The sequence below is a fragment of the Cellulomonas sp. Leaf395 genome, assembly GCF_001424125.1.
Classification (GTDB): domain Bacteria; phylum Actinomycetota; class Actinomycetes; order Actinomycetales; family Cellulomonadaceae; genus Cellulomonas.
The window spans coordinates 108,799-128,806 of record NZ_LMQI01000005.1 but is presented as its reverse complement, the minus strand read 5'-3'; the positions used below and the strand labels follow the sequence as shown (position 1 = coordinate 128,806).

17 protein-coding genes, 2 tRNA genes and 1 riboswitch are annotated in these 20,008 nt (G+C 71.4%); of the genes, 9 read left to right on the top strand and 10 right to left on the bottom strand.

Going from position 1 to position 20,008, the window contains the following annotated elements:
- The first annotated feature begins 74 nt into the window (after positions 1-74).
- Positions 75-2,819, top strand: a complete 2,745-nt coding sequence (gene aceE / locus ASG23_RS15250) for a pyruvate dehydrogenase (acetyl-transferring), homodimeric type (RefSeq protein ID WP_056028388.1) — start codon at positions 75-77, stop codon at positions 2,817-2,819.
- A gap of 66 nt (positions 2,820-2,885) precedes the next feature.
- Here the strand turns inward: aceE and ASG23_RS15245 are convergent, their stop codons facing one another.
- Positions 2,886-3,572, bottom strand: a complete 687-nt coding sequence (locus tag ASG23_RS15245; protein ID WP_056026686.1) for a hypothetical protein — start codon at positions 3,570-3,572, stop codon at positions 2,886-2,888.
- Positions 3,573-3,706: 134 nt separating this feature from the next.
- On the opposite strand from ASG23_RS15245, the gene ASG23_RS15240 reads away from it, so the two are divergent.
- From ASG23_RS15240 to ASG23_RS15220, 5 genes are all read left to right on the top strand, one after another.
- A complete protein-coding gene (locus ASG23_RS15240) occupies positions 3,707-5,026 on the top strand; it encodes a PucR family transcriptional regulator (RefSeq protein WP_082516268.1) in 1,320 nt (439 codons plus the stop codon).
- A 111-nt stretch (positions 5,027-5,137) separates the two neighbouring features.
- Entirely contained in the window at positions 5,138-6,115 is a 978-nt protein-coding gene (locus tag ASG23_RS15235) for an ACP S-malonyltransferase (protein WP_056026683.1), read from the top strand.
- On the top strand, positions 6,112-7,116 hold the full coding sequence (locus ASG23_RS15230) for a beta-ketoacyl-ACP synthase III (RefSeq protein ID WP_056026681.1): 1,005 nt from the start codon (positions 6,112-6,114) through the stop codon (positions 7,114-7,116). The genes ASG23_RS15235 and ASG23_RS15230 overlap by 4 nt, the downstream gene beginning before the upstream one ends.
- Before the next feature lie 74 nt (positions 7,117-7,190).
- The gene (locus tag ASG23_RS15225; protein ID WP_055913595.1) at positions 7,191-7,439 is read left to right on the top strand and encodes an acyl carrier protein; all 249 of its coding nucleotides are present in this window, start codon (positions 7,191-7,193) and stop codon (positions 7,437-7,439) included.
- A gap of 86 nt (positions 7,440-7,525) precedes the next feature.
- A complete protein-coding gene (locus ASG23_RS15220) occupies positions 7,526-8,773 on the top strand; it encodes a beta-ketoacyl-[acyl-carrier-protein] synthase family protein (protein ID WP_056026678.1) in 1,248 nt (415 codons plus the stop codon).
- A gap of 87 nt (positions 8,774-8,860) precedes the next feature.
- On the opposite strand, the gene ASG23_RS15215 is transcribed toward ASG23_RS15220, so the two are convergent.
- The 5 genes from ASG23_RS15215 to ASG23_RS15195 form a co-directional block, all read right to left on the bottom strand.
- Positions 8,861-9,361, bottom strand: a complete 501-nt coding sequence (locus tag ASG23_RS15215) for a DUF3145 domain-containing protein (RefSeq protein ID WP_056026675.1) — start codon at positions 9,359-9,361, stop codon at positions 8,861-8,863.
- A 137-nt stretch (positions 9,362-9,498) separates the two neighbouring features.
- A complete protein-coding gene (gene def / locus ASG23_RS15210) occupies positions 9,499-9,987 on the bottom strand; it encodes a peptide deformylase (protein WP_056026672.1) in 489 nt (162 codons plus the stop codon).
- A gap of 238 nt (positions 9,988-10,225) precedes the next feature.
- The gene (locus ASG23_RS15205; protein WP_056026668.1) at positions 10,226-10,444 is read right to left on the bottom strand and encodes a BldC family transcriptional regulator; all 219 of its coding nucleotides are present in this window, start codon (positions 10,442-10,444) and stop codon (positions 10,226-10,228) included.
- 16 nt (positions 10,445-10,460) lie between these two features.
- Positions 10,461-10,535, bottom strand: a riboswitch (cyclic di-GMP riboswitch).
- Positions 10,536-10,610: 75 nt separating this feature from the next.
- The gene (locus ASG23_RS15200) at positions 10,611-11,399 is read right to left on the bottom strand and encodes a DUF1206 domain-containing protein (RefSeq protein WP_056026665.1); all 789 of its coding nucleotides are present in this window, start codon (positions 11,397-11,399) and stop codon (positions 10,611-10,613) included.
- Positions 11,400-11,481: 82 nt separating this feature from the next.
- A tRNA-Ile gene (locus tag ASG23_RS15195) sits at positions 11,482-11,558 on the bottom strand.
- Positions 11,559-11,627: 69 nt separating this feature from the next.
- On the opposite strand from ASG23_RS15195, the gene ASG23_RS15190 reads away from it, so the two are divergent.
- A complete protein-coding gene (locus ASG23_RS15190; protein WP_056026662.1) occupies positions 11,628-12,140 on the top strand; it encodes a hypothetical protein in 513 nt (170 codons plus the stop codon).
- Positions 12,141-12,188: 48 nt separating this feature from the next.
- Positions 12,189-12,264 (top strand) — tRNA-Asn (locus tag ASG23_RS15185).
- A gap of 156 nt (positions 12,265-12,420) precedes the next feature.
- On the opposite strand, the gene ASG23_RS15180 is transcribed toward ASG23_RS15185, so the two are convergent.
- Both ASG23_RS15180 and ASG23_RS15175 read right to left on the bottom strand, forming a co-directional pair.
- Positions 12,421-13,419, bottom strand: coding sequence for a glutathione synthase (locus ASG23_RS15180; protein ID WP_056026659.1), 999 nt, complete (start codon positions 13,417-13,419; stop codon positions 12,421-12,423).
- On the bottom strand, positions 13,416-14,597 hold the full coding sequence (locus ASG23_RS15175; protein ID WP_056026657.1) for a flavohemoglobin expression-modulating QEGLA motif protein: 1,182 nt from the start codon (positions 14,595-14,597) through the stop codon (positions 13,416-13,418). The genes ASG23_RS15180 and ASG23_RS15175 overlap by 4 nt, the downstream gene beginning before the upstream one ends.
- 655 nt (positions 14,598-15,252) lie before the next feature.
- On the opposite strand from ASG23_RS15175, the gene ASG23_RS19995 reads away from it, so the two are divergent.
- Positions 15,253-16,587, top strand: coding sequence for a wax ester/triacylglycerol synthase domain-containing protein (locus tag ASG23_RS19995; protein ID WP_056026653.1), 1,335 nt, complete (start codon positions 15,253-15,255; stop codon positions 16,585-16,587).
- Positions 16,588-16,682: 95 nt separating this feature from the next.
- Here the strand turns inward: ASG23_RS19995 and ASG23_RS15165 are convergent, their stop codons facing one another.
- Positions 16,683-18,131, bottom strand: coding sequence for a DUF2252 domain-containing protein (locus ASG23_RS15165; RefSeq protein WP_056026651.1), 1,449 nt, complete (start codon positions 18,129-18,131; stop codon positions 16,683-16,685).
- A 267-nt stretch (positions 18,132-18,398) separates the two neighbouring features.
- A complete protein-coding gene (locus tag ASG23_RS15160; RefSeq protein ID WP_235521144.1) occupies positions 18,399-19,772 on the bottom strand; it encodes a M23 family metallopeptidase in 1,374 nt (457 codons plus the stop codon).
- Positions 19,773-20,008 lie beyond the last annotated feature (236 nt).

The window sequence follows — 20,008 nt, the reverse complement described above, 5'->3', positions numbered from 1 at the left end:
TGAGACGGGCCGGGCCAGATGCGCCGCCGATGCCGACCGGGCTCGTGCGCGCGGACGAGAGGCAAGGAGCGCTGGTGGCTTCGATCGACGAGACAGGACCGCTCATCGGTGGCCTGCTCAGCCAGGTACCGGACATCGATCCGGACGAGACCGGCGAGTGGGTGGAGTCCCTCGACGGACTCATCGACGAGAAGGGCGGACCCCGCGCGCGTTATGTGCTGCTGAGCATGCTGCGGCACGCGCGACAGCGGAACGTGGCCATCCCGGCCTCGCTCACCACCCCCTACGTCAACACCATCGCGGTGCACGACGAGCCCTACTTCCCGGGCGACGAGGCCCTCGAGCGGCGCTACCGCTCGTGGATCCGCTGGAACGCCGCCGTCATGGTGACGCGCGCGCAGCGTCCCGGGGTGGGCGTGGGCGGGCACATCTCCTCGTACGCGTCGGTCGCGACGCTCACCGAGGTCGGCCTCAACCACTTCTTCCGCGGCAAGGACCACCCGGGCGGCGGTGACCAGGTCTACTTCCAGGGCCACGCCTCCCCCGGCGTCTACGCCCGCGCCTACCTCGAGGGCCGCCTGAGCGCCCACCAGCTGGACGGGTTCCGCCAGGAGCTCTCCCACCCGGGCGGCGGCCTGCCGTCCTACCCGCACCCTCGCCTCGCGCCCGACCTGTGGGAGTTCCCGACGGTCTCGATGGGCCTCGGCCCGGCGTCGGCCATCTACCAGGCCTGGACCAACCGGTACCTGCACCTGCGCGGCATCAAGGACACCAGCCAGCAGGATGTCTGGGCGTTCCTGGGTGACGGCGAGATGGACGAGCCCGAGTCCCGCGGCATGCTCCAGCTGGCGGGCCAGCAGGGCCTCGACAACCTGACCTTCGTCGTCAACTGCAACCTGCAGCGGCTCGACGGTCCCGTCCGCGGCAACGGCAAGATCATCCAGGAGCTCGAGGCGCAGTTCCGCGGCGCCGGATGGAACGTCATCAAGGTGATCTGGGGCCGCGAGTGGGACGCCCTGCTCAACGCCGACAAGGACCGTGCGCTCGTCAACCTGATGAACACGACGCCCGACGGCGACTTCCAGACGTACCGCGCCGAGAGCGGTGCGTTCATCCGCGAGCACTTCTTCGGCCGCGACCCGCGGACCAAGCAGCTCGTCGAGAAGATGTCCGACGACGAGATCTGGGCGCTCAAGCGCGGCGGGCACGACTACCGCAAGATCTACGCCGCCTACAAGGCCGCCCGGGAGCACACCGGACAGCCGACGGTCATCCTGGCCCACACGATCAAGGGCTACGGCCTGGGATCCGGGTTCGCGGGCCGCAACGCCACGCACCAGATGAAGAAGCTGAAGTCCGACGACCTCAAGACGCTGCGCGACTCGCTGCACATCCCGATCACGGACGAGCAGATCGACGAGAACCCGTATGTCCCGCCGTACTTCCACCCGGGCGCCGACGACGAGGGCATCCAGTACCTGCTCGAGCGTCGCCGCCAGCTGGGTGGCTTCGTCCCGGAGCGCCGCACGACGCACAAGCCGCTCGTGCTGCCCCCGGACAAGGTCTACGAGGGTCTGGCCAAGGGTTCGGGGCACCAGGAGGTCGCCACGACGATGGCGCTCGTGCGCCTGTTTAAGGACCTGGTGCGGGACAAGGAGTTCGGCCACCGGCTGGTGCCGATCATCCCCGACGAGGCCCGCACGTTCGGCCTGGACTCGATCTTCCCGAGCGCCAAGATCTTCAACACGAACGGCCAGAACTACATGGCCGTGGACCGCGAGCTCATGCTCTCCTACAAGGAGTCCGAGTCCGGCCAGATCATGCACACGGGCATCAACGAGGCCGGTTCCGCGTCGGCGTTCCAGGCCGTCGGCACGTCGTACGCGACGCACGGTGAGCCGCTCATCCCGTTCTACTTCTACTACTCGATGTTCGGGTTCCAGCGCACCGGTGACCAGTTCTGGGCCGCCGGCGACCAGATGACCCGCGGGTTCCTCATCGGCGCCACCGCCGGTCGCACCACGCTGACGGGCGAGGGCCTGCAGCACGCCGACGGCCACTCGCCGCTGCTCGCCGGCACGATGTCCCACGTCGTGCACTACGACCCGGCCTACGGGTACGAGATCCGGCACATCGTCAAGGACGGCATCGAGCGGATGTACGGCGAGGGTCACGACCGTGACCGCGACGTCATCTACTACATCACCGTCTACAACGAGCCGATGCAGCAGCCGGCGGAGCCCGAGGGCGTCGACGTCGAGGGCATCCTGCGCGGTATCCACCAGATCGCCGCGGCCGAGGGTGACGGGCCCCGCGCCCAGATCCTTGCGTCGGGCGTCGCGGTGCCGTGGGCGCTCGAGGCCAAGAAGCTGCTGGCCGAGGACTGGGGCGTCCAGGCCGCGGTGTGGTCGGTGACCAGCTGGAACGAGCTGCGTCGCGACGGCCTGGCCGCGGACCAGCACGCCTACCTGCACCCCGGCGAGGAGGAGCGTGTCCCGTATCTGACGGCCAAGCTCCAGGGTGCCGAGGGTCCGTTCGTCGCGACGACGGACTTCGACCACCTCGTCGCCGACCAGGTGCGCGCGTGGATCCCCGGCACGTACGCCACGCTCGGCGCCGACGGCTTCGGCTTCTCGGACACCCGCGCGGCGGCCCGTCGTCACTTCAAGATCGACGGCCCGTCGACGGTGGTGCGCGTGCTCCAGCAGCTCGCCCGCTCCGGCGCGGTGGCTCCCGAGGCACCGGCGCAGGCGATCGAGCGTTACCGGCTGTACGACGTCACGGCCGGCACGTCCGGCAACACAGGCGGCGACAGCTGAGCTGACCGCAGCACGACGAAGGCCCGGGCTCCACGGAGTCCGGGCCTTCGTCGTGCGTGCAGTGCGTCAGGTGCCGGGGATCGTCTGCTCGGCGTGCGCGACCTCGCGGGCGAGCTCGCTCTTGAGCTCGGCCACCGCCCGCTGGTTCGGGTACAGGTCGAGAGCGGCGATGTGCTGCTTGGCCTCGAGCGGACGCCCGGCCTCGATCGACGCCAGCACCAGCTGGCGGGCGACCTCCGGGTCGTGCTCGCGGGGCCGCCAGTGGCCGACCCCGAGGCCGAGCGCGTCCACCGGCAGACCGGCGGTCCGCAGGAGCGCGAGGGCCTCGACCAGCGCCTTGCCGGACGGGTCCCGCTCAGCGGCCGTGGTCAGCCGGCGCAGGGTGCCCTCGTGGTCGTCGTGCACCGACAGGCGGGCCACCTCGATGAGCGCGAACCAGGCGCGCGGGTTCCCGGCGAGCTCCTCGCCGAGCGCCCACACGGCCAGGTCGGCGGCGCGCTGTCGCTCGGTGTCGGTGGTCTCCGCGGAGAGCGGGTCCTGGTCGGGGCTGGCCTCGGCGGCTCGGCGACGGACGATCTCCGCGAGGGCGACGAACGCGCGCTCGTTGTTCGGGTCGTCGCTGAGCATGGAGCGCAGCGCGTCCTCGTGGAGGGTGTCGCCGCGCCGCGCAGCCTTCGTCGGTCGGCGCGCGCCGACCCGCGACGCCGAGGACGGCCGTCGCATGAGCTGACGCAGACGGGGCAGAAGAGCCATGACGCGACCCTATCCGCTGGGGGCGAACCACACCCTCTTGTCGACGTACCTCACATTCCCGGCGCTCCACCGCACCGGTTGCCCTTCCTCGGCTTTTGTCGACTTCCCACAAGGCCGGACCCTATGCTCGGCCCATGTCCAGCACCCTGCGCGGGAAGGGCTCCGCCCCCGCCGCTGCGTCCGATCGGCCCGATCGGCCCGACCAGCCGGACCCGTCGCCGACGGCCGGCCGACCCCGCCGCTCGGCGACCGCCCGCCTGCGCGCACCCGTGCTCGAGGCGCGCGGCGGCCCCGAGACGCAGCGCAGGGTGCGCGACAGCGCCGGGCTGCTGTCCGCCGCGGCCATGCGCCGCCTCGACGACGACCTCGAGTGGTACCGCGCCCTGCCGGCGGAGGACCGTTCGTGGGTCGGCCTGGTCGCCCAGGCGGGCATCACCGCGTTCGTCACCTGGTTCGCGGAGCCCACCCGCCCGCCTCACGGCGTCGGTGACATCTTCGCCGCCGCCCCGCCCGAACTCACGCGGTCCATCTCGTTGCAGCACACGCTCCAGCTGGTCCGGGTCGTCGTGGACGTCGTCGAGTCGCACAGCGACCGCCTCGCGGCCCCGGGTGACGAGCGCGAGGTCCGCGAGGCCGTGCTGCGCTACTCCCGGGAGGTCGCGTTCTCCGCGGCCGAGGTCTATGCCCGCGCCGCCGAGGTCCGCGGCGCCTGGGACGCCCGCCTCGAAGCCCTCGTCGTCGACGCACTCGTGCGGGGGGACGTCGACGACGCGCTGCGCTCACGGATCGCCGCGCTCGGCTGGAGCGGACGGGGATCGACGCTGGTCATGGTCGGGACGACGACGTCCGCGCTCGACGACGTCCGCGCCGCCGAGCTCCGTCGTGCGACCCGTCGCGCCGCCGACGACGCCCTCGTCGGCATCCAGGGCGACAGGCTCGTCGTCTTCCTGGGCGGCGAGGGCGACCTGCTCGCGGCCGCTGGCACGCTCCTGCCCCGGTTCGGCCCCGGGCCCGTGGTGATCGGACCGGTGGTCGGCGACCTCACCGACTCAGCCCGGTCCGCGCGCGCCGCGCTGTCCGGGCTCCTCGCGGCTCCGGCGTGGGAGCAGGCTCCACGCCCGGTCCAGGCCGACGAGCTCCTGCCTGAGCGCGTCCTGGTCGGGGACGTCGTCGCGCGCCGCACGCTCGTCGCGCAGGCCTACGCGCCGCTGGCGGCGAGCCAGGGATCCCTGCTCGAGACGCTGTCGGCCTACCTAGGCACGGGACGCTCGCTCGAGGCGGCCGCCCGCACGTTGTACGTGCACCCCAACACCGTCCGCTACCGCCTGCGCCGGGTGGCGGACGTGACGGGCTGGGACCCGCTGGACGCCCGCGAGTCGTACGTGCTGCAGACGGCGCTGGCGCTCGGTCGGCTCGACGCCGTGGAGCCCGCTCCGACGGTCGGCGCCCGCTGACCCATGCACGTCGATGCTCCCGGCGCGTTGTAGGACTCGCACAAGGGCGTCCGGGAAGGTTGGTGCACGCCGTGAGCCGGGCCGGCCCGCTCTGCGAGGCAGAGTGGTCGGGTGCTCGTCGTCGTCTGCCCCGGTCAGGGCGCCCAGTCCCCCGGCATGCTCACCCCGTGGCTCGAGCTGCCGACCGTCACCGAGTCGATCGCGCGGGCCTCCCGCACGACCGGCCTGGACCTCCTCGCCCACGGCACCACGTCGGACGCCGACACCATCCGGGACACCGCGGTGGCGCAGCCCCTGCTCGTCGCGACCGCGCTGGCGAGCCTGCGGGCGGTCCTCGACCTGGGGCCGGACGACGCCCTCGACATCGCCGCGCAGCGGGTGGTCGGCGCGACCGCGGGGCACTCCGTCGGCGAGCTCGCCGCGGCCGCGATCGCGGGCGTCCTGACCGACGACGAGGCCCTGCGCCTCGTGGCCGTGCGCGGCGCCGCGATGGCCCGCGCCGCGGCGACGACCCCGACCGGCATGTGCGCCGTGCTGGGCGGCGACCCCGACGAGGTGCTGGCCGCGCTCACCGAGCACGGCCTGGTACCCGCGAACGTGAACGGCGGCGGCCAGGTGGTCGCGGCGGGCACGCTCGACGCCCTCGCCGCGTTCGCCGCCGCTCCCCCGGCCCGTGCCCGCGTCGTCGCGCTGCAGGTGGCCGGGGCGTTCCACACCGAGCACATGGCACCGGCCGTCGCCGAGCTGCGCGCCGCGGCCGACGACGTCACACCGGGCGAGCCGATGGTCCCGCTGCTGACCAACTCCGACGGGACCGTCGCCGCGTCCGGCGCGCGAGCGCTCGAGCTGATCGTCGCGCAGGTGGCCAACCCCGTCCGCTGGGACCTGTGCCAGTCCACCCTGCAGTCGCTGGGGGTCACAGGAGTGCTCGAGGTGGCCCCCGGAGGGGTGCTCACGGGCCTGGCCCGGCGTACGCTGCCCGGGGTCGAGACGGTCGCCGTCAAGACCCCCGCCGACCTGGACGCCGCGCGTGACCTCGTGCGTCGACACACCGGAACCCCCGAGAGCCACCAGGAGAAGTCGTCGTGACCCGTCCCACCCTCACGCAGGCCACCGGCCCGGCTCACACCCGCATCCTGGGTGTCGGAGGCGTCCGTGGCGAGCGGGTCGTCCCCAACGACGAGCTGGTCGCCGCCATCGACTCCTCGGACGAGTGGATCCGCCAGCGCACCGGCATCGTGACCCGCCGCCGCGCCGAGGCCGGCACCGACGTGCTCGACCTCGCCGAGGGCGCTGCGCGCGCGGCGCTCGAGAACGCCGGCCTCACCGGTGCCGACATCGACGTGGTGATCCTGTCGACGGTCACCTACTTCCACCAGACGCCCGCGGGTGCGGCCATCGTCGCGGACCGCATCGGCGCGACGCCGGCGGCCGCGTTCGACATCTCGGCCGCGTGCGCGGGCTACTGCTACGGCATCGGCCAGGCCGACGCGCTGGTCCGTGCCGGCACCGCGCGCAACGTGCTGGTGATCGGCGCCGAGAAGATGAGCGAGCTGGTCGACCCGACCGACCGCTCCATCTCGTTCCTGCTGGGCGACGGTGCGGGCGCGGTCGTCATCGGCCCCTCCGACACCCCCGGCATCGGTCCGACCATCTGGGGCTCGGACGGCAGCCAGGCCCAGGCCATCCGCCAGACGCACTCGTGGCTCGCCACCCGGGACGAGGGCCTCGGCTGGCCCACGCTCCGCCAGGAGGGCCAGAGCGTCTACAAGTGGGCCGTCTGGCAGATGGCCCCGGTGGCGCAGAAGGCTCTGGACGCGGCAGGCGTGACGGCCGACGAGATCGAGGTCTTCATCCCGCACCAGGCGAACATGCGGATCATCGACCAGATGATCAAGACCCTCAAGCTCCCGGACACCGTCGTCGTCGGCCGGGACATCGCCGAGACCGGCAACACGTCGGCCGCGTCGATCCCGCTGGCGACCGAGCGGCTGCTGCGCGAGGGTCAGGTGAGCAGCGGTGCGCTCGCCCTGCAGATCGGCTTCGGAGCCGGCCTGGTCTACGCAGCGCAGGTCGTCGTCCTGCCCTGAGTCCTGAGGTACGACCCCCCGGTTGTACCGTTCGTCCGACCCCACACCGCAGAAACAGACACGAGGAGAAACCGATGGCGTACAGCGAGCAGGAGATCCTGGCCGGACTGGCCGAGATCGTCAGCGAGGAGACCGGTCTGCCCACGGACTCCGTCCTGCCCGAGAAGTCCTTCACCGACGACCTCGACATCGACTCGCTGTCGATGATGACGATCGTCACGCTCGCCGAGGAGAAGTTCGACGTGCGCATCCCCGACGACGAGGTCAAGAACCTCGCCACCGTCGGCGACGCCGTCACGTTCATCACGGGCGCGCAGGCCTGATCCAGCGCGACCGGGTCGGTCCCGGGCCACACGCCCGGGACCGACCACCCCTCTCGCAGCCTCTCGACCCCTGATCTGGAGCACCGATGAGCCACGTACCCGACGTCGTCGTCACCGGACTGGGAGCCACCACCCCGCTGGGCGGTGACGTCCCCAGCACCTGGGCCGCCGCCCTGAACGGCGAGTCGGGCGCCCGGCGCTTCGACAACGACTGGGTCGAGAAGTTCGGCCTGCCCGTCGAGTTCGCGGCGACCATCAAGGTCGACCCGTCCGAGGCCCTGACGCGGCCCGAGATGAAGAAGATGGACCCCTCCGCGCAGTACGCGGTCATCGCCGCCCGCGAGGCCTGGGCCGACGCCGGCTCGCCCGAGGTGGACCGCGACCGGCTGGGCTCCGTCGTGTCCTCCGGCATCGGTGGCATCCGCACGATCCTGGACGCCTGGGAGGCGCTTCTCACGCACAACAGTGCACGTCGGGTCCTGCCCATGACGGTGCCGATGCTCATGCCCAACTCCCCGACGGCCTACGTGTCGCTCGAGTTCGGTGCTCGCGCCGGCGCGCACGCCGTCGTGTCCGCGTGCGCCTCGGGCGCCGAGGCCATCGGCTACGGCGTCGAGATGATCCGTTCCGGACGCGCCGACATCGTGATCGCCGGCGGCACCGAGGCGGCGATCCACCCGATGAACGTGGCGGCGTTCGCCGCATCGCGCACGCTGTCGCTGCACAATGACGACCCCGAGCGGGCGTCGCGCCCCTACGACGTCGACCGTGACGGCTTCGTGATGGGCGACGGCGCCGGTGTGGTCATCCTGGAGAGTGCCGAGCACGCCGCTGCTCGCGGCGCCCGCGTCTACGGCCGCATCGCCGGCGTCGGCCTCTCCGCCGACGGCTACCACATCACCTCCCCCGAGCCGTCCGGCGAAGGTCAGATCCGCGCGATGCGCTCTGCGCTCGAGGAGTCCGGGATCGCCCGCATCGACGTGGTGCACGTCAACGCGCACGCGACCTCGACGGTGGTGGGCGACCTCATCGAGGCCCGCTCGATCCGCGGCCTGCTGGGCGACGAGGCGGACCACGTGGCACTCTCGGCCACCAAGTCGATGACCGGCCACCTGCTCGGTGGCGCCGGTGCGCTGGAGACGATCTTCACGATCCTCGCCCTGCGCGACCGGCTCGCCCCGCCGACCATCAACGTCGACAACCCCGACCCCGAGCTCGTGCTCGACCTGGTCCGGGACAAGCCGCGCACCCTGCGTGACGGCGACATCGCGGCGATCAACAACTCGTTCGGCTTCGGCGGCCACAACGTCGCCCTGGTCGTCGCCTCCGTCTGACCCGCACAGGCCCTGCGCGGCGCCGTCACCGTCTGTGAACGTCCAGAGGACGGCCGAAGCGATTAGGCCTGCGTGCCCACCGGGGGCTCAGCCGACGCGGTGCAGCCAGCGGACCGGAGCGCCGGCACCGGCGTACCGGAACGGTTCCAGCTCGTCGTCCCAGGCCTGCCCGAGCGCGAGGTCGAGCTCGGTGCGCAGGCGAAGCGGGTCAGCGGCGTGCTCCAGGGCGGCGCGGATGCGGTCCTCGGGCACGACGATGTTGCCGTGCACGTCGGTCGCGGCGTGGAAGATCCCCAGCTCGGGCGTGTGGCTCCAGCGGGAGCCGTCGACGCCGTGGCTGGCTTCCTCGGTGATCTCGTAGCGCAGGTGGGCCCAGCCGCGCAGTGCCGAGGCCAGGCGCGCGCCGGTGCCCTGCGGCCCCTGCCATGAGTGCTCAGCGCGGTAGAACCCCGGACCGGCCGGCTGAGCCGTCCAGTCGAACGTGGTGCGTGAGCCCAGCACGTTGCCTGCCGCCCACTCCACGTGGGGGCACAGCGCGCGCGGTGCAGAGTGCACGAAAAGTACACCGCGGGTGATCGCACCAGCCATGTCGTCCTCCTGAACGGGCTCGAGGTTCGCCTTCCCCAACGACCTCAGTCACGTTCACAGGCCTACGCATGACGGACAGACAGCTTCGCGGCGTGCTGGGGACAGCATGCCGGACGTTTCCCCGGCACGCCAGCGAACTACAGCGTGTCGCGGATGGCGCGCATGGCCTTCTTGCGCACGGACCGCTCCAGGCGGTCGAGGTAGAGCATGCCGTCGAGGTGGTCGACCTCGTGCTGCAGGCACCGGGCCATGAGCTCGACGCCCTCCACGACGACCTCCTTGCCGTCCAGGTCCGTGCCGACGACCCGCGCGTACCAGGACCGGTGCGTCGGGTACCACAGGCCCGGGACCGACAGGCAGCCCTCGTCGCCGTCCTGGTACTCGTCCTCGGACAGCTCCACGATCACGGGGTTCAGGACGTAGCCGACCTCGTCGTCGATGTTCCAGGAGAACGCCCGCAGGCTGACGCCGATCTGGTTCGCTGCCAGGCCGGCGCGCCCCTCGGTGTCGACGGTCTCGAGGAGGTCGTCGACGAGAGCGCGCACACGGTCGTCGATCGTGGTGATCGGGTCGCAGGGGGTACGCAGGACGGGGTCCCCGACGGTCCGGATCTCTCGCATGGCCATGCGGAAGATCCTCGCACGGCAGGCCGGGCAACGAGGCGGGGACGGGTCCTCGTGCGCCGCCTCGGCAGCCGAGTGTGAGCAGGACGACACGGCGGCGCCGTCGGCGCCGGTGCGCGACGGGACGGACGCCGCATCGACCAGCCCAAGGAGCCGCGACCGGCCGACCTGGGAAGAATGCAGAAAGCCCCCCGTGCTCAACGAGCTCGGGGGACTTTCTTGTGTGCTGTGGGGAGGGAAGTCACTCCGCCGCGCGCTGCGTGGGGACGCCGGTGAGGAGCGAACGCACCTCGGACTCGTGGAAACGGCGGTGGCCGCCGAGGGTCCGCACGGCGGAGAGCTTGCCGGCCTGGGCCCAGCGCGTGACCGTCTTCGGGTCGACGCGGAAGAGAACGGCGACCTCGCCCGGCGTGAGCAGGGCACCCTGCGAGAGGGGGGCGTCCGTGGTGGTAACAGCCATGATGGATCTCCTGTCGTTCGGTAGCTCGGCTGGCCATGTAGGCCCCGTGGCTTTGCGTCCCCGCCTTGCAGCGGGTTTGCCGTTGTCGCTGACAAAGGGAACTATGCCCGAAACTGGACGCTTGTGCAACAAGCCCTCCCGCACGATTCGCGCGCAAACGGGTGATTCAGATGCGTCCATACCGGGCACGGACGAACGAGTAGACCCCGTAGGCCACGAAACCCAACGCGATGATGACCAGCAGGACCACCCCAGCGGGCTGGTCGCGCAGGGTGTGCAAGGCACCGTCCAGACCTGTCGACTTCGACGGGTCGGCCTCCACCGCCGCGGTGACGAAGAGCACACCGACGATGCCGAGCGCGACCCCCTTGGAGACGTACCCGAGCACACCGAGCCGCCGCACGACCGGGCCGGCCGTCCCCGACGGCAGCCTGTGCAGGTCCTCCAGGAACTTCTTCTTCCACCCCTTGTAGACGTGGTACGCGCCCACCCCGATGATCGCCAGACCGACCGCACCGACGAGCAGCCGCCCTCCGGGCGCCGACATCAGCTTCGCGGTCGCGTCCGCGGTCTGCGTCGACGCGTCGGAGCCACCACCGCGGGCGAAGCTGAGTGCCGCGAACGCCAACGCGAGGTACACCGCCGCACGACCGGCCGCCTTCGCTCGCGCCCCCGTGTCGTTGGAACCGAAGCTCCCGTGGATCGCCTTCGCCACCTGCCACGCACCGAGCGCGAGGAACGCGACCACCGAGAACCACAGGACCACCGCACCGAACGGGGTGCTCGCGATCGTGCTCAGCGCACCGGACTGGTCCGCCTGCTCCCCGCCGCTCCCGAAGGCCAAACGCAGCGCCAGGACCCCGATCAGGATGTGGAGCACACCGCTGACCACGTAGCCCGCTCTGGCAGCCAGCTCCCACGACCGTTGTGCGTTCACCGTGCCGTTCGTCGTCACCGCTTCATCTCCTCGTCTCAGGCCCCCTCGGCGCTGATCGTGGCAGGAGAGGCGCACTCCGGCGACCGGAGAGCTCGGGAGATGGTGGGGCAGGTGGGGCTTGAACCCACGACCGACGGATTATGAGTCCGCTGCTCTGACCGGCTGAGCTACTGCCCCGAGGCACCGCACACCCTACCGAGGCTCCCGCTGCGTCGGAGCCGGCGCACGCGCGGGTACCGTGAGTCGGTGGCCCCGTTCTCCCGTCGTCGACTGCCCTCGACCGACCGCACCCGGCTGGACCTGCGCCCCGGCGACGCCGTGCTGGTCAGCACCGAGCTGTCCGACGGTCGGTGGGCCGTCGCGTCCCGACTGGCTCTGCACCTCGTGGTGCCGGACGGTGCCGTCGTCCGGCACCCGTGGTCCGACGTCGACCACGGCTCCCTGGACCCCGCGACGCGGACGATGACGCTGCGCTGGGTGTGGGGCGAGTCGGAGCTGCTGACGTTCTCCGAGGTGCCCGGGTCGTACTCGTTCTCCCAGACCTTCCGCGAGCGCGTGCAGCAGTCCGTGGTGCATGCGGTGTCCGTCACACTCCCCCGCGGTCAGCGCGCCCGCGTCGTCCTGCGGCGCGACGAGGCCGGGGCGATGTTCACGCAGGTCCTCGGGGACGCGTCCATCGACCTCTCCGACCCGGCCGTGGCAGCCGTCGTGGACGCAGCCGAGGACGAGGTCCGCGACGCCGTCGGCCTCCCCCGCTGACCTGTCCGGGGCACCCTCGGACGGCTGCTAGAGTTTCTTCCCGCACGATCCCTCGTAGCTCAATTGGCAGAGCATCCGACTGTTAATCGGACGGTTACTGGTTCGAGTCCAGTCGAGGGAGCCAGCAGACAGGCCCCTGACCAGCGGAAACGTTGGCGGGGCCTTTCTCGTGCCCGCTTCGTGCAACCCGCGTGCAATGAGATGGGAGCGACCACGGCGCCCCGGGTCCTTCACGACCCGGCCACGGAGCCCCTCGTCGCCGGATGACCGGCGGTACGGCTCAGGAACCCGGGCTCGCGCGGCGCTCCAAGGCTTCGATGACGGTCTCGGCGATGTCGATGTCGTAGAGCCTCTCGACGCTCTGGAACCCGCCGGGGCTCTCCGGGTTGATCTCCACGATCTGGCTGCCGATCACGTCGATGCCCACGAGGAACAAGCCATCGGCGACGAGCTTGTCGCCTATCGCCTCGACGACGCCGAGCTCGGCCTCACCGACCTCGAGAGGCACCGACCGACCGCCGGTGCTGATGTTGGCGCGCGGGTCGTTGCCGGTGGGCACGCGTCGGAAGGCGGCCGGCCTGCCGTCGCGCTCGAGGATGCGGCCCTCCAGCAGGAAGATGCGGGCATCGCCGTCCTTGGCTCCGTCGATGAACTCCTGGACGATGGCGTAGCCGTCCTGCAGGACCGCCTCCGTCATCTGCGCGAGGTTGGTCTCTCCCGGGCCCTCGATCATGAAGACGTTGCGGCCCTTGGCCCCGTACAGCGGTTTGACGACGCTGTGGCCGACTTCGGCGACGAACCGCTCGATCGCCTCCGGATCTCGTGTCACCAGCGACCGTGGTCGGACCTTCTCGGGGAACTCCTCCAGGTAGAGCTTGCTGGTCGCTCGTTGGAGGGTGTTCGGGTCGTTGACCACCGTCACACCTCGGGCCGCGAGCACCTGTCCGAACACCACGCCCATCGGGCTGGCCCATGGGCGCGCCTGCAGGTCGTCGATCGACTCGTTGCGCAGGACGAGCGCATCCAGGTCGTCCATGACGATCCGCTCGGCGTCGCGCGCCTTGATCCCCTCCATGAAGGTGGCGAGGGTGTCGTCGCTCCTCCACCTCGCGGCGCGAGCCCTGGCCGCGAGCAGCCCGTCGCTGCTGCCGAGCTCGAGGTCCCCGACGCCGACATACCAGGTCTCGTGCCCGCCCCTGGATGCGGCCCTGGCGAGTCGGGTGGTCGTGTACTCGTCCACCTCGGTGTCGACGTCGTTGACGAGAAATGCGAGCCTCATGCCGCCACGTCTCCCTCATAGAGGTCAGCGACCGTTGCGCCCGCGCGCAGCCTCTCCAGACGCTCTTGTGCCCCGGGCATGTCCAGCCAGCGTGGCCGGACCCACGGCGCGTGGAGCACCTCGCGGTCGAGCAGATCCTGCACCAGGGGGATGTGGTCCAACGCGAGCTTGCCGACGAGCAGGACGTCGAGGCGGCTGCCCTCGGCGAGGGCGTCGAGGATGCGCGTGATCCCGCGCAGGTAGATCGCGTCCTTCACCCAACCGCCCCCGACGACGACCCGGATAGCGATGGACCACGCGGTTCGTGCCGGGATGCGGTGGTCGGCCCGCAGCGACTCGAAGATGTCCAGGAAGCCGGCGCCGTCGAGCAGCTCGCCGACCGCGACCACTCGCGCCGCGAGCACGCGCAGCCGCCGCGGGTCCAACCCGCCGGTCAGGTACTCGGCGAGCACGGCGAGGCCCTCCTGGGTCTCGTCGTAGCCGGGCAGGCCGATCGTCAGCAGCGTCAGTGGCTGCCGGGCACCGTTCTGGTAGGTCACCACGTGGGTGCCGACCTCGTGGTGCAGCAACGCCTCGACCCGGTCGGTCCGGAAGGCGGCTGACTCCGGGATGAGCAGGCGGCCGAACGACACCATCAGCTCGGAGATGTCGTCGCGTACCTCGACCCGGACCGGGAAGTCCGGGTACACGGCGCGGTAGCGCTCGAACTCCTCACGGGCCGCGTCGGCGAACGCGCCGGCCGTGACGGTCCGGGTGCTGGGCGCCTGCGGGGGGATGGTCTCGAGCAGCTCCTCCGCCGCCGCGGCCAGCGGAGGGGCCACCGTTCCGTAGAGCTGGAGCGACCCGTAGAGGAACCGTGACGTGTCGCGGTCCTCCAACGCGGTGATCTGCCGGGCGATCTCGTCCCTCTTCGCCCGGAAGAGCGTGTGCAGCGCCGGGTCGTCCACGTTCTCGACCTCGAGGTCGTACAGGTCCCGCTGCGCCAGGTCCGGGTCGAAGTCCAACGGCCGCAGCCGCAGCGTGGGGGCCGTGCCGAAGTCACTGCGTTCGAAGTCCGCCCACGCCTCCGCCGCGTTGAGTGGCGTGACGTTGACGAGCAGGTTCACGCGGCGCTCGATCTCGGTGAGCCGGGCGTCGATGTCGAGTGCGGGCGCCAGCTGTGCGGTCGGCGATGACATCTCACGAACATACGTTGTGGGCCCAACCCTCGCACGGTACGAGCTCCTTCGAATCCCACTCGGGCACCGTGTTGGCGCAGTTCACAGCGTTGCAGCCGATGTCGTGCCACATACGGTCACAGCGGTGGTCGCTCATGCCGTCAAGCACGCGCGCGCTTGGGCTGCGCACAGCGGAGGCCAAGTGGGCTACGGCGACGTCGCGCCTTGCCCCTGCGCGGCACTGACCTCTAGCGGGCCGGGCCTGCGCTCACCGCGTTTCTGGCGCTGCCCGCAAGGTCCCGCGACCCAGAGTTCGCTCGGACAGGCCGTGCGAACGCACCGGCGCCTGCGCCGTCCCGTCGTGTGGACACAGGAGATCCTGTTCTCAGGACGTTCGACTCAAGCATGGCGCGTGCGTTTCGAAGTGGGCATGGCCGACCGAAAGGCCTCGTGGCGCAACTTCCAGACGCCCCGTCCGATGCGTCTGCGTCTGGCCGGCTCGGATCACGAGGCCGTAACTAGCGTGGTTCGCCACGGGATAGGCATGCGGCGGAGTGGTGTTCGCGGCCGGCAGTCGACGTCAGGCCGTGCCGCACCCCAGAACGCGGGAGCGATGCGACGGCTGTCGGGACCTTCGGCTCTCACCCGGACGAGCCGGCCGGTCGAGACTGACCCTGTGGTGGAACGGCTGACGGTCTTCGACCGGGCGGAGCTCGCGACGGACGTCGGGCCCAACCCGCGGCACATCACGGTGCTGCTGGTCCTCGGCGGACATGCGCCCGACGTCGCCGAGGTGCGTCGCCGCCTCGAGCGCGCTGTCACGAGCCAACCCCGCCTCACGGCCCGGGTGCACCGGCCGGACCACCCCTTCCAGGTGCCCACGTGGGAGGTCGGGTCGGTCGACCTCACCCGGCACGTCGTCCACCGCACGCTGCCGGGCGCCGACCCGGTCGCTGCCGCCGTCGAGGACCTCATGCGACCGCTTCCTGCGGACCGCCCGGCGTGGCGGCTCACCGTCCTCGACCTCGGCGACGACGCACGGTCGGCGCTCGTGTGGACCTGCCACCACGTGCTGGGCAACGGCCCGAGCCTGCTCGGCCTGCTCCTCGATGCCCTCTCCGACACTCCCATCGGCACCGCCGCGCTGTCCCTGGGGCGTCGCCCCGGTCCCGCACAGACCGGCGCCGCGCACGCATTCACGGGCCGCGACAGCCGCGCGGGCCGCGCAGGACGCAGCCCGCTGCTGCGGGCGGTCACGGGCGGCGTCACCGCCGTCTCGGTCACGGTGGACCGAGCTGCCGTGCGCGCGGGTGCGCGGACCTGCGGGGCGACCGTCAACGACGCGCTGCTGTGGGCATGGGCACGGGCGTTCGGCAGGGCGGACCTCGCCCGAGGCGGACCCGGTGAACGCGTCGTCGTGTCCGTCCCGGCGACTGTGCCGAGATCGCGGTTCGGTAACCACGTCGGCACGCTGCGGATCGCCGTCCCGAGCAACGAGAGCGACGACGCAGAGGCGCTGGCGGTGCTCGCCGCCCGGACGCGCCGCGCCAAGAGCCGCATCCGGCCGTGGACGTGGCCGCTCGCGCCCTTCGGCGCCTGCGTCGCGGCACGGCTCGGCCTGCTGCCGGTTGTCCTGCGTCGCCAGCGGCTCCTCAGCACAGTCGTGACCCACGCAACGGGACCATCGGCGCCCGTGCAAGTTGTCGGCGCGCCGCTCCTGTGGACCGTCCCGCTGGTCCCGCTCGTCGGCAACGTGACGACCTGCGCCGTGGCGGTCTCGCTCGGCGGTCGACTCGACGTCGCCGTCGTGTGCTCACCCGAGTCTGCGGACCTCGCAGACGCGCTGGCCCAGGACCTGCAGGCAGGGCTCGACGAGATCGCGGCCCTGGCCGCCGGTACGCGCACGCAGCTGCCGCCCAGCGCGCCGTCATGGAGCGTGGCGGAGCCTCGAACCGCACGACCGCCCTCCATGCCGAGCACTGCCATGTCCCACGGCGCAATCAGCCTGTAGCCGGGGGTACCGCGATGGCTGCGATGTCCTGCGGGCTCGATGTCGTCATCCGGCCGAAGACCCTGTCGCAACACGCCCGCCGGTGACGAGACCAACTATGGCCGGAAGGCGCTGCCCACCTGCTCCGAGGCCCCGTCCGTGGCCGGCAGCACGCCACGCCGGACCGCTCGGACGAGCTCGGTGTGGTCGGCTTCGGTCTGGTCGGCGTAAGCCCGGGCGAACCGGACCATCGCCCGGTCGAGCTTGTCGGAGAGGCCGGCGTAGCCCGCGATCATCGACGCGCCGCTGGTCCTCGCGTGACCCTTGGCGAGCAGGTGCCCGACGATGCCGGCGTAGTCAGCCAAGGCCGCCGCGTCCATCGCGTCGAGCGGGATGGTGCCCTTCATGTTCCGGAACTGCCGGACGTAGTACTGCCGGTCGTCCACAGTGGTCCAGCCGAGGAGCGGGTCGCTGACGGTCTGCAGCGCCTGCTGGTACTCCACCACCCGCTGACCCTGGTGCGCGTGCCAGGCGGAGTCGCCGTGCACGAAAGGCGCCAGAACCGATCGACGCGCCTGCTTGAGCTGTAGGAACAGCACGTCGTCGGGGTCGCTGCCCTCGAGCAGGGCGACGTACGCCCGTAGGCCGACGCTGCCGACGCCGACGACCTTGTGTGCGATGTCCAGGAGCGTGTATCCGCCCAGCAGGCGCCGCCAGTGCGGCGCCAGCGTCTGGAGGTAGTCATCGAGGCCGGCTCCGAGCAGCTCGCCGTCATGCTCCGGGACGTGGGTGATCAGGGGTGGCTGGTCGACGATGCGCCGCCGGCCCTCGTGCTGATGCGTGAACCGGGGCAGCGCCCGGTCACTGGTCCTGGTCCGGGCCCGCCGTGCAGCGCGCTCGATCTCGGCGCGCAGTGTCTTCTCGGTGGCCGTCTCGTGCAGCCGCTTGACGTCGAGGCGGTTGTAGGACCGCATGAGCAGCGGCTGTTCGGCAAGGAAGCGGACCTCGGCCCGGTACGCCGCCACGCACGACATGACGGCGTCGGAGCAGTGGTCCTCGCTCGCCGCGTTCTGCCGACCCGCCACCCAGATGCTCGCGACGAGCCGTCGCAGGTCCCACTCCCACGCTCCCGGATGAGCCTCGTCGAAGTCGTTGAGGTCGAGCACGAGCTCGCCCTCCGGCGATGCATAGAACCCGAAGTTGCCTAGGTGCGCGTCACCGCAGATCACCGGAGTGATCCCGGTGGCAGGCAGTCTCGCGACGTCTTCGGCCATCACGATCGCCGTTCCCCGCAGGAAGCCGTACGGCGACGTGATCATGCGGGCCACCCGGATGGGGACCAGCTCCGCGAGCCGGCCCTCGTGCGACTTACGGATCAGCTCGACGGGATCCGGCCGATCGGTGGGCGCCTCCCAGTGCCCCAGGGCTCGCCGGGGCACCTCCTGGCGTAGCGCCCGCCCGATCGCGAAGCGCTCGCCCCGCGACGTCGGCCGCTTGCGCAATGAGCTGAACGCCTCGCTCTCCGCCGTGGCCAGCACGGTGTGCCGTCGTGCACCGGTCGTCACGCCGTCTCCTCCGCTCGTAGCCGGGTCTCGCTGTACCAAACGGCCGGCGCCCATACCGGCGGGAAGTACGGCAAGACGTCCAGGAGCACCGCAGGGGCCCGCCACGGGCAACCGCCGGGAGGGACCGCTCGAGGCGCTGCACCGATCGGCGCTGCAGCTCCAAGCCCAACCCGGAACACCAGGTAAGCATGCCGAGGAACGTGCCGTCGGCCAGCTGAGGGACCCTTCGTGCTGTCGTGCCCCGTTCGGGCCTGGTCGGTCTGTCGCTCAGCGCCCCAGCAGAGGTCGCGGGTTCACGGTCGAACCGTTCACGTAGACCTCGAAGTGCAGGTGGCACGCACCCGACAGACCCGTGTTGCCGGAGTAGCCGATCAGCTGCCCCCTGGCGACGTCCTGTCCGGCCCTGACGACCGACCGGGTCAGGTGGTTGGAGCTGCTCATCACAGAGTTCCCGCCGACCGTGCCGTAGTCGAGCATGACCTGGTTGCCGAAGCCGTTGCGCCACTGCGACCAGAGCACTGTCGCGTCGCGCGGCGCGTACAGGGGCGTGTTGCACCCCGTACGCAGGTCGATGCCGGCGTGCAGGCGCACGTAGCCCAGGATCGGGTGCAACCGCATGCCGTACTCCGACGTCACGTACATCGGGTTGATCGAGGTCGGGTTGGCGAAGAGCGCTCCGGACACCGAGCCCGACGGGGGCGGCGCCGGCGCCGGTGGAGGCGGTGGCGGTGGCGGCTCCTGCCCGGCCGCTTCGGCTGCGGCGCGTGCAGCGGCTTCGGCGGCCGCACGTGCAGCTGCCTCGGCGGCCCGCGCCGCCGCCTCGGCAGCCTCGCGGGCGGCTCGTTGCTCGGCGATGATCGTGACGAGCTCGCGCTCGATGGCGGCCCGCTCGACGTCGATCTCGGCCTGCTCGGTCTCGGCCTGCGTCTTGAGCGAGGCGATCGCGTCCTGCTTGGCGCTCTGGTCGGCAATGAGCTGCTCGATCTCGTCCTCGCGCGCCTGGGCGACCCGCCGGGCTTCGTCGGCAGCCACGACGTTGGCCTCGGCCTGCGCCTTGAGCTCGGTGACGCGATCGGTGACAGCGCCGAGCCGGGTCTCGCTGTTGCGGTTGTTCGCGTCGACCTGGCGGAGATCGTCCAGGACGCGCGCCTGGCTGCGCAGCGCCGCATCGACGAGTCGGGCGTTGTCGAGGAAGTCGGTGGCGTCCTCGGCGTCGAGCATGACGCCTATGGCGGAGGCCCCGGGTGAACCCCGGTAGGCCTCCCGGGCCATCGCTCCCACCGTCGCGCGAAGCACCTTCTCGTCGGCACGGTCAGCGGCGATCGTCGCTCTGAGGCTGCCTCGCAGGTCGGTCGCGTCCTGGAGTCGGCCGGCGAGGATGGCCGCCTCGCGTTGGGTCGCCTCCAGGGCCGCACGAGCCTCCGCGAGCTCGGCCTGCGCCGCGGGCAGGCGCGCCTGGGTGGCCTGCAGATCGAGCGCGGCTTGGCTGAGCTCAGCACTGAGTCCCTCGATGGACGCTTCCAACTCCTCGGCGCGTCGGTCGGCCGCACTACCGCGCCTCTCAGCCTCGGCACGCCGGTCATCGATCTCGTCGGCGTAGCCGGGCCCGCTGGCACCGGTCAGCGCGATCGCCGCGGCCACCAGGACAACACACGCCCGGCGCCGCAGCCGACCCGTCGACAAGGCTGTTGAAGCCGTCAACCTGTTCGGGGACGGTCTAGCGCGAGGAGGCTTCGACATGTGCGTGACGGCCGGGGTCGGGGACAGGAGGGTTGGTGCGGCCCTGGGCAGGTTACGTGCGGGTAGGCGCGCCGAGCGGTCCTGACACGCGACCGATGGCCTGTGATCTCCAGGGAGGTGCCCGACCGCGCGTGGCA